Origin of the sequence: Aquiflexum sp. (genome assembly GCF_041751335.1) — a bacterium.
In the GTDB taxonomy this organism is placed as follows: Bacteria; Bacteroidota; Bacteroidia; order Cytophagales; family Cyclobacteriaceae; genus Aquiflexum.
In genome coordinates, this window is sequence record NZ_JBGSXS010000283.1 from 1 (window position 1) to 10,212 (window position 10,212).

Below are 10,212 nucleotides of genomic sequence, written 5' to 3' on the forward strand. Positions count from 1 at the left end.
AAGATCTTCGGATCCGATCGCCGGGATTTCAAGTCTATAGATTGCTCCATACTGATCTGTGGCGATCATTCTACCTTTGTCATCGAATGTCATTCCCACCCAAGATCCCTGATCATTTTCACCAGGGCTATAGATATGCTCTGCCTTAAAACCGGAAATCAATTTTAATTTATCCAATTTCGGATTTAGGGTTTCTTCTTGCTTTTCCTTTTCTCCACAGGAAAGTACCAGACAAACCGAAAGTATTATAATCAGAGGTTTGCCAATTGAAAGTTTTGTGAACATATTTTTTGGAATTTTTAGGTAAATTGATGACAATGATTTAAGAAATATTCTTTGTTAGAAGGATTTTCAAGTTAAGATAAATCGTACCGATTAGAAAACCATTCATAGGCAATAATCCCCTACTATGGGATTTTAGCTTTGTGCCAATAACTCCAATTCTGCTTTACCGTGACCATCAGGTGTTGTGTAAAATGGTCTTTTTTCGATTTCATAGTTTGTATCGGGTGATATGCCCAAGGCATGGTAAATCGTCTGATGAATGCTATCAATTTTAATGGGTTTTTCTACTGTCTTACAGGGTCTTTCATCTGCGGTTCTTCCATACACATGTCCTCTTTTCACCCCGCCTCCAAACAGTAAAATGGAACAACCATCTGTGAAGTGTCGGTGCATTCCATAATTCTTCATATCCTCGATGATGTCAGGAACTTCTACCTGATCCAGTACTTTGAGTTCAGGCCTTCCTTCTGTCAGCATGTCCCTGCTGAATTCACTTGCTACAATGACCAAAGTGCGGTCCAATTTTCCATTTTCATCCAGATCTTGTATCAAACGGGCTATAGGCGCATCGATCATTTTTTTCATATCCTTCAATCGGGTATGGCCATTGTCATGGGTATCCCAGCCAAAGAAAGGTTCGTATTCGGTTGTCACGCTGATAAATCTTGCACCTTGATCTACCAGCCTTTTGGCCAAAAGACAGCCAAGGCCAAATTTTCCTGTATTATAAATATCATAGCTTTCCTTAGGTTCCAAACTGAGGTCAAAGGCCTTTGCTTCCGGGGAATTCAGCAACATATAGGCCTGTTCCATGGATCTTTTCAGTGACTCCTTTTGATAGTCACTGCCAAATTCACCCATAGCACTTTCTTTGACCAGGTTTTCATAGAGTTGGTTTCTTGCTTCAAACCTGCTGTTTGACATTCCCACAGGAGGCCTGACACTTTCCAGTCCGGTAGTTGGGTCAGGAATTAAAAAAGGCCCAAATTCACTTCCCAAAAAACCGGCACTGTGGAAGGCTTTTAGTTCTTCTCCTTCACCAACTGTAAACCTTTGTCCAATATTGATAAATGGCGGAATGACAGGATTAAGAGGTCCCAACTCCTTGGAAATCCAAGAACCGATATGTGGAACCACCACAGATTGTGGAGGTTCATAACAGGTGTGCCAGTGATATTGGTGCCTGGTATGAAGGATATGTCCCAAGTCCGCGGCCACATATGACCTGATCAAGGTGCCTTTATCCATGATTTTTCCTATGGATTCCAGACCTTCAGAAAAAGAAATCCCGTCCAAAGCCGTGGGAAAAGAAGGGAAAGTACTTAACACCTCATTTGACTCCATTCCCTTCCTATAGGGAGTATAATTTTTTGGATCAAAGGTTTCTGTATGGGCCATTCCTCCGGCCATAAACAATAAGATTACTGTATCGGCTGTGGAAGGGATGGTTATTTGGGAGTTGCAGGAAGAAAACAGTCCTGCAACCGGTGCTCCCAAGCCCATCGTTGCGATGGTGGCAGCACTTGTTTTTTTCAGAAAATCTCTTCTGTTCAGGTTGTTTTTCATGGTTCAGTAAATTAACTGGAATTCAGGAAGTAATAAAACCGCCCATAATAAATCCTGTATTTTATCTGTTTCAGGTTGATCTCCCAATGCGGCTATGGCAATTTGAAATTCTTTTTGACTTGGTTTTCTGTTAAGCGTTTGGGCAAAAACTTCTTGAATAATAACATCATTTGATGGGTATTTTTCTTTCCAATATTCTGCTCCTTTTTTAAGGACATCATTGAGCTTTTCTCCATTTGTTAGTTCAAGGGATTGCAGCAGATTGGCTTGGGGATCCCTGCTTGTAGAGACAATCTCCCTGTTGGGTCTGCCCATGGCGGTGAGAAAACTGCTGTTAGCTACCAAGGATGCTCTGGCAAATTCAGTCGTAGGCTTTTGTTCCGTCAAAAGCTGGTTGGGTCTATATTTCAAATCTTTTTCTTCAAAGACAGGATAAAAAATCCGGCTAATGGCATCTGAAAACTGTTCCGCTGTCAGCCTCCTTCGAACCATTCCATTAAACTTATAATCTTCTGAATAAAGGAGGTCAGGACTTTTAATGCCTATGGAACCGGACTGGTAAATTTTGGATGATCCAATCAAATAAATCAACTCTTTGAGGTCATAATTTTTTTCCACAAATTTTGAGGCCAACCAATCTAACAAATCCTGACTCCAAGGTTCATTGTCCATTTCATCCACGGGTTCCACTATGCCTCTTCCCATCATTTGTTTCCAAATTCTATTGACCATTGTCCTGTACATTCGGCCGTTGGCAGGTTGCACGAGGTAATCTGACAATTGCTGGAGTTTTTCAGGACGCGTGGCAGTGCTGTCGATTTCACCTAATTCCTCCCAGAGGATTTTGGTGCCTGCCATTTTTCCGGTTGGGATTTCACAACGGCTGACTTCTAGGGTACTGTCCGCAAAAATATTGGCAAATGCATAAGCTTCTTCCAATTTCCAATCTGATATAAAACTGTCGTGGCAGGAAGCACATTTGAGGTTTAGTCCTAAAATCACCTGCCCGACATTTTGGGCAGCCTGCATTTCTGTCCTCTGACTGGCGTTGACGGTGCCTCTCCACTTAATGCCTTCTATAAACCCTTTGGATTCCGCAGTGGGATTCAAAAGTTCTTTGACAAATTGGTGGTAAGGTTTGTTTTCTTGAAGAGACTTATAAAGCCAATCGGTGATGTTGTACCGGCCATTGGTGATATAGCCTGTACCTGTATAATCATTTCTCAGGACATCATTCCAGAAAGTCAACCAATGTTGGGCATAGTCATCTTGGCGTTCCAATAGGTTTCTTAGCCAAATATCTCTTTTGTCGGGTCTGTCATCCGAATAGAAACGCTCCAAATCTGAAGGTGAGGGTACCAATCCTATCACATCCAAATATATCCTTCTGAGATAGGTCCTGTCGTCCACAGTTTGCTGCCAAGTGATCCCGTTTTCTTTGAAATACTGGTCCACCCATAAGTCAATTGGGTTCTCTAAACCTTCGGTAGATTTTGGGAGATTGGGTTTACGGGGTTCCATTTTGGCTACCCTGTAAATACTCGGGTTTTCTGCTTCATCAGGCCAAGGTGCGCCTTGATCAATCCAAAAACCCAAAAGAGCTATTTCATCTTTGCTCAGAGGTTTACCTTTTGAAGGCATTACATCTTTGTGGCTTTTGGGAAGACTTATTCTCCTAATGATCTCACTGGAAGATGCGTTTCCGGCCTTCAGGATTTCTCCCGATTCACCCCCTTTGAAAACAGCTTCTTTGGAATCCAGTCTTAAATCTGCCTCTACCTTGGCACCGCTATGGCATTTATAGCAGTTATGTGCCAATATGGTCCTTACCTCTCCGATCAGTTGGATTTCCTTTTCAGTACTTAATCCGGTTGAGATATCTCCATATCTTGTCAATTCAAAGCTATGGGTCTGATAATTATTGGATGCTGTCCAAGGAAAAGTTTCGGTTAGATAATTTTCTCCATGTGTCAAAGCAGCACCAAGATGACCTGTAACAATTACTGATAAAGCTGTCAGAAACAAGGAAGCCCTAAACCATTTGAGAAAGCGTTGTTGCTTATTGGATAGATGGAGAAAAATGAGGATCAGCAAACTCCCAACACCTGTTAAAATCCCTATCAATCTGTGCTTTTCCACCAACTCTCCTGAAATACCCTCATTTCCTGCCAGTAATAAACCTAATAATAAAGAAAGCCATGCACTAAAAATTCCTGCTTTGAGCATAAGATTGATGCCGGGCTTTAACTTGGAATCAGGCCGACCTATCGTCCATAACTCGAGAAATGCTGCAAAAAGTAACAAGCTAATAGGGAAATGGACTATCATAGGATGTAGTCTTCCCAAAAACTGCCAAAACCATAAGCCGTCTGAAACCATTTGAAAATTTAAGTGAATTTAATTGAATAGTCCAATTATAATTTTCTCTTGTTTTAATCAAAAAAGTGTCCTGTACTGTAGGGGGTTTTGTTCACCAAATAATCTTTTTACCGATAACCATTTTCTGATTTGCTTATTCATTTTCCTGTTTATACCTTTTATGACTTTCCAAACAGGATAATGCAGGACAGCATATATTTAATAAATAAGAATCTTCGACATTAACATTTTGGATCAAATTGAACAGATACCCACTGTTCTTTCTAAAAATATCTTATGAAAACAATAAATCCCTCAGGAATCAAAATCAGTGACATCATCAGGATGGCTGTTTTATTTTTGGTTTCGATGACTGCATTCCAATGTAGCCAAGATGAGTCTTTGGAATTCCAAAAAGGAGCCCACATCATGCTTGTCGGAAATAATCTTGGTTCACTTATGATGGAATATGGAACATTTGAAACAGAAATGCATGTCAGGTTTCCCGATAGTCTGTTGTTTATCCGCAATATGGCTGATGCCGGCAATACACCCGGTTTTAGACCTCATTCGGGAAGGGTATCTCCATGGGCATTTCCCGGGGCTGAAGATTTTCAGACAGAATATGCCAATAATTCAGGGTCCGAGGGGCATTTTGAAACTCCTGATCAATGGTTGGAAAGACATGAAGCAGATATCATTTTGGCATTTTTTGGCTACAATGAATCTTTTCAGGGAAAAGATGGGCTTGATAATTACAAAGCCGAGTTGGATGCTTTTATCAAACATACCCTTAGACAAAATTATAATGGAACCTCTTCACCTAAACTTGCGATTATTTCGCCAATAGCATTTGAGGATCTTTCCGGTCTAAGAGATTTGCCGAATGGTAAAAGGGAAAATGAAAACCTTGCCATGTACACCAAAGCCATGCAAGAGGTTTCGGAAAAAAACCAAGTGCTTTTTGTGGATGCTTTTGAACCTTCCAAAAAATGGTACGATTCATCCAAAGTACCTTTGACAATTGATGGTTCACAGTTGAATGAGGAGGGTTATAAAATGCTAGCTGTTTTATTGGCTGATAAAGTTTTTGGAAAGGTTAAGGCTAAAGCCGAGGAGCATCGGGAATTGATCCATGATATGGTCATGGAAAAAAACTGGATGTGGCACAATGATTACAAATCACCCAATGGCGTCCATGTATATGGAAGACGTTATAATCCATTTGGGCCTGATAATTATCCTGCTGAACTGGAGAAAATACGTCAGATGACAGCAATCAGAGATGAGGCAATTTGGAAAGGTGCCAAAGGTGAGAAAATGGATTTGGCAGCTGCAGATAAAAGCACAAGGGATCTTCCTCCGGTCGAAACCAATTTCAATCCGCAACAAAATGGTAGTTTGGAATATCTATATGGAGAAGATGCCTTAAACACATTGACAGTCCCTGAGGGATATAAAATAGAGCTTTTTGCTTCTGAGGTTGAATTCCCGGATATGGCCAATCCGGTTCAGATGAGTTTTGACAACAAAGGAAGGCTTTGGGTTGCTACCTGTCCAAGTTATCCTCATTACAAACCAGGTGACAGCAAGCCAAATGATAAAATCATTATTTTGGAAGATATCAATGGCGATGGGAAAGCGGACAAACAGACGATTTTTGCAGATGGGCTTCATCTGCCCATGGGATTTGAAATTGCGCCGGAAGGGGTGTATGTTTCCCAAGGGACAAATCTTAAGGTACTAATTGACACAAATGGCGATGACAAAGCTGATAAGGTTGAGATACTTTTGAGCGGGTTTGATGACCACGATACACACCACGTGATTTCAGCTTTTGCTGCGGATCCCTCAGGTGCGATCTATATGGGAGAGGGGGTCTTTTTGCATACCAATGTAGAAACTTCCTATGGCCCCGTCAGGGCTACCAATGGTGGTTTTTACAGATTCAATCCTTTACGAAGTCATTTGGAAAGAACAGCGCAATTGTCCATTCCCAATCCATGGGGTATCGCATTTGACGATTGGGGACAAAATTTCTTTGCTGAAACTTCAGGTCCGGATGTAAGGTGGATGATGCCGGGATCTGTATTTCCAAGATATGGAGAAGCGACCCACAAATCCCAAAATCTGATAGAAGAATCCCAAAGAGTCCGGCCGACTTCCGGTTTGGAATTTGTATCCAGTAGACATTTTCCCGATGAGGTCCAAGGCGATATGTTGATTGCCAATACCATCGGGTTTTTGGGCATGAAGCAACACCAAATGATTGATAAGGGAACAGGATTTACCACCAAGTTCAGACATGATATTGTCAAAGGGACAGACAGGAATTTCAGACCGGTAGATATGGAATTTGCTCCTGATGGGTCTTTGTATTTTATCGATTGGCACAATGTCCTCATTGGTCACATGCAGCACAATGCTCGGGATCCACTTCGCGACCATGTGCATGGAAGGGTCTACAGAATCACCTATCCATCCAGACCATTGGTGACTCCGGCAAAAATTGATGGAGCAAGCATCCTTGAATTATTGGATAACTTGAAGCTACCTGAATTCAGGGCACGCTACAGAACAAGGAGAGAGTTGAGAGGAAGGAATGTGGATGAAGTAAGCTCAGCTATCAAAACTTGGGCCTCAGGTCTGGATAAAAACGATTCCAAATACGAGCATTATTTGACAGAGGCATTATGGGTGACTTGGGGAGTGAATAAAGTGGATCAAGAGTTACTCAAGCAATTGCTGAAAGCCAAAGATTACCGTGCAAGAGCGGCGGCAGTAAGGGTCTTGAGGTATACTGGACATCAGGTAAAAGACCAGGATATATTATTGATGGAGGCGGTGAAAGACGAACATGGAAGAGTAAGACTGGAGGCGATAGTAGCAGCATCATGGTTACCAAAGGAAAAAGGACTGCCGATTTTGGCAGAGGCTGAAAAAATGCCCTTGGATGATTGGATGGTGCATGCCCATGAGGCTGCTGTTGCACATGTCAATGGTCTAACTGTCAGGGAGAAAAAAGAAGAGGACATCAAATCCAATCTCTCAGGTGGTGATTTGGAATTGTTCAATATGGGCAAAGAAATATACAACAGGGATGGTTACTGCAGCACCTGTCATCAGCCAGATGGAAGGGGACTTTCTGCTTCTTTGTTCCCGCCTATAGTAGGTACGCCTTGGGTATTGGGCAGTGAAGAAAGGCTGATCAAATTGGTACTGAAAGGTTTGTTGGGTCCTATAGAAGTTTTGGGAAGGGAATATCCAGGTCAAGTGCCAATGACGCCTTACGAAGGAATGCTCAATGACAATGAGATTGCCGCAGTACTGACTTATGTGAGAAATTCCTTTGGAAACCAAGCTTCTGCCATCAGACCGGAAAAGGTGAAAGAGGTCAGGGCCTCAGTGGCGGATAGGAAAGGGTTTTATTCACCGGCAGACTTGTTGAAGGAGCATCCGATGGAGAAATGAGTTTGAAGGATGAAGGATGAGGGAGGAAGGATGAAATTGCCAAGAGGCGAGAACCGAGAGACGAGATTTTAGAAAAAAGATGCGAGACCTTTGAGGTTTTTTTTTGAACCTCGAAGGTCTTTTTAAAGAAACGAGAAACAGGAATATTGAACAAAGTACAATGTACCAATTACCAAGCAAAAAACCATGAAAAAAACATTTGCAACCTCATTTATCATCTGCTTGCTTACAATGACCTTAGTGGCCCAGTCACAGGATCATCAAAAGCTTTTGGAACTGGACATGGGCTGGGAAAAGGCCCTTTTAGAATCCAATGTGGAATTTTTGGAAAATCTTCTGGCAGGCGATTTTGTCTGGGTTCACAATCATGCCAGTCTGATTGACGGAAAAGAAGCTGTAGTTTCTCAAGCGAAACGTATCCGGGATGGTCAGCCCAATAATACCAAGGACAGGGTATCCCGGGATCATGCTGTAGTGATTTTTGGGAATACCGGAGTGGTGAGTGGGATTACTGTGGTAGATAGAGGGCCAAGTCCTGTGACTTACCATTTTATGAGGACCTATGCCAAAGTGGATGGCAAATATCTCCTTTTGGCCAACCACACCATGGCGATTCCTGATGAGGAATTGAAATGAATTTATTTTAGATATGAGGCAGAAAAAATTATTTAAAGCCATTTTCCAAATTGTGATTGCTATCTTCTTTTTCAGTAGCTGTACTGAAAAAGAGGAGGCAAAAAGACCCAATATCCTCTTCATCATGACAGATGACCATACCCAACAGGCTCTCCATGCTTATGGACAGGGGCTTTTGGATACTGTCTATTTCCCAAATATGAACCGCCTGGCCAGGGAAGGTGCACTTTTTAGAAACAGCTTTGTCACCAACTCGATTTGTGCCCCAAGTAGGGCAGTTCTGCTTACAGGCAAATACAGCCATATTAATGGTAAAATAGATAATGTGGGGCCCTTTGGTTGGGATCAGTCAAGCTACCCAAAATTACTGCAGGCCAGTGGATATCAGACTGCGCTAATCGGGAAAATCCACCTCAATGGCAAACCCCAAGGATATGATTACTCCCTGACTTTGCCCGGACAGGGAAATTATTACAACCCTGAATTCATAAAAAATGGAGAGGAGGAATTGAAGTTTGAGGGGCACTGTGAGGCATTGATACCGCAGTTTGTGATGGATTGGCTGGAAAATGACTGGGACCGCAGTAAACCTTTTTCCATAAATTACCACACCAAGGCTCCCCACCGAAACTGGATGCCTGAGGAGAAATACTTGAACCTCTATGAAGACCGGGAGTTCGAATTACCCTCCAATTTTTTTGATGATTACCAGGGAAGAGGCAGCGCTGCCAGGGAACAGGAAATGGAGATAGTCAATGATATGTTTTGGGGGTGGGATATGAAATTTGAGGAAAACCCTTTCACCGGAGAGGAAAGCCGTCTGCCTGCACCTTTTGAAAGAATGAGCGAAGCGCAAATGGCTGCCTGGAACAAGGTATATGGCCCTGCTAACGAAAAATTTCTCGGCCTTGGAGGCCCAGCTGAAAAATCTCTAAATGAATTGCCAAGTGGTGAAGAACTTGCAAAATTTATGTATCATCGCTATCTCAGGGATTATCTCAAAGTGGTCAAATCAGTAGATGACGGTATTGGTAAAGTATTGGATTACCTGGAAAAGCAAGGGCTTTTGGACAATACAGTAGTAGTTTACACCTCGGATCAGGGGTTTTATCTGGGAGAACATGGCTGGTAAGATAAGCGGTTTATGTATGAACCATCTCTAAGCACTCCTTTACTCGTCAGGTACCCAAAGGAAATCAAAGCAGGCACAGAGGTTATGGAAATGGTACTTAATCTAGACCATGCGCCAACTATTCTTGATTTTGCGGGCGTTGATATTCCGGAAGACATGCAGGGCAAATCCTGGCGTGCCATTGCCTCAGGCAAGAGCGTACCTTGGAGGGATGCGATCTATTACCACTATTATGAATACCCCGGGCCCCATAATGTCAAAAGGCACTATGGCGTGAGGACAGACAGGTATAAGTTGATCCATTTCTATCATGACGTGGATGAATGGGAAATGTACGATCTTAAGCTTGATCCGCAAGAGATGAATAGTATCTATGACAAGCCTGAATATGCTGAAGTACAAAAAATGTTGCAAAAAAGACTGGCAGAACTCCGCCTGCAATATGGGGATTCGGATGAGTTGAGCCAACAATTTATCAACCAATCTATTTCAAATAATAATTAAAGTATTTATCTTATTCTTTGCCAATTATCCGATATTTTACTGTTAAAGGGAGGGAAGACCGGGGTGCCGGACACTTTCAATTTCATTGCAGGGTTTCTTTTGAAATGCCATCCTAATTGCACCATTTGAAAATCAACAGCCACTAGAAATGAATCTTTATCAGTCATAAATAAATTTTATGGTTATCATTAGAAATTTTTAAATAGAATTAATCTAAATAAATATAAAATCTAAAAAGATGTTTTCTTAATATTGTGTTC

6 protein-coding genes and 1 pseudogene are annotated in these 10,212 nt (G+C 41.9%); 4 read left to right on the forward strand and 3 right to left on the reverse strand.

Annotated elements, in window-relative coordinates:
• The 3 genes and pseudogenes from ACEW8U_RS15895 to ACEW8U_RS15905 form a co-directional block, all read right to left on the reverse strand.
• Positions 1-285: pseudogene (locus ACEW8U_RS15895) on the reverse strand (heme-binding protein); the annotation flags it as partial.
• A gap of 132 nt (positions 286-417) precedes the next feature.
• Positions 418-1,851 (reverse strand): DUF1501 domain-containing protein, encoded by a 1,434-nt coding sequence (locus ACEW8U_RS15900; protein WP_373523039.1) that lies wholly within the window; start codon positions 1,849-1,851, stop codon positions 418-420.
• A gap of 3 nt (positions 1,852-1,854) precedes the next feature.
• On the reverse strand, positions 1,855-4,230 hold the full coding sequence (locus ACEW8U_RS15905; protein WP_373523040.1) for a DUF1549 domain-containing protein: 2,376 nt from the start codon (positions 4,228-4,230) through the stop codon (positions 1,855-1,857).
• A 276-nt stretch (positions 4,231-4,506) separates the two neighbouring features.
• Between ACEW8U_RS15905 and ACEW8U_RS15910 the strand changes: the two genes are divergently transcribed.
• From ACEW8U_RS15910 to ACEW8U_RS15925, 4 genes are all read left to right on the forward strand, one after another.
• On the forward strand, positions 4,507-7,680 hold the full coding sequence (locus tag ACEW8U_RS15910; RefSeq protein ID WP_373523041.1) for a PVC-type heme-binding CxxCH protein: 3,174 nt from the start codon (positions 4,507-4,509) through the stop codon (positions 7,678-7,680).
• Between the two features lie 186 nt (positions 7,681-7,866).
• A complete protein-coding gene (locus ACEW8U_RS15915) occupies positions 7,867-8,316 on the forward strand; it encodes a nuclear transport factor 2 family protein (protein WP_373523042.1) in 450 nt (149 codons plus the stop codon).
• A 13-nt stretch (positions 8,317-8,329) separates the two neighbouring features.
• On the forward strand, positions 8,330-9,448 hold the full coding sequence (locus ACEW8U_RS15920; RefSeq protein ID WP_373523043.1) for a sulfatase-like hydrolase/transferase: 1,119 nt from the start codon (positions 8,330-8,332) through the stop codon (positions 9,446-9,448).
• Between the two features lie 12 nt (positions 9,449-9,460).
• Positions 9,461-9,952, forward strand: a complete 492-nt coding sequence (locus tag ACEW8U_RS15925; protein ID WP_373523044.1) for a sulfatase/phosphatase domain-containing protein — start codon at positions 9,461-9,463, stop codon at positions 9,950-9,952.
• Positions 9,953-10,212 lie beyond the last annotated feature (260 nt).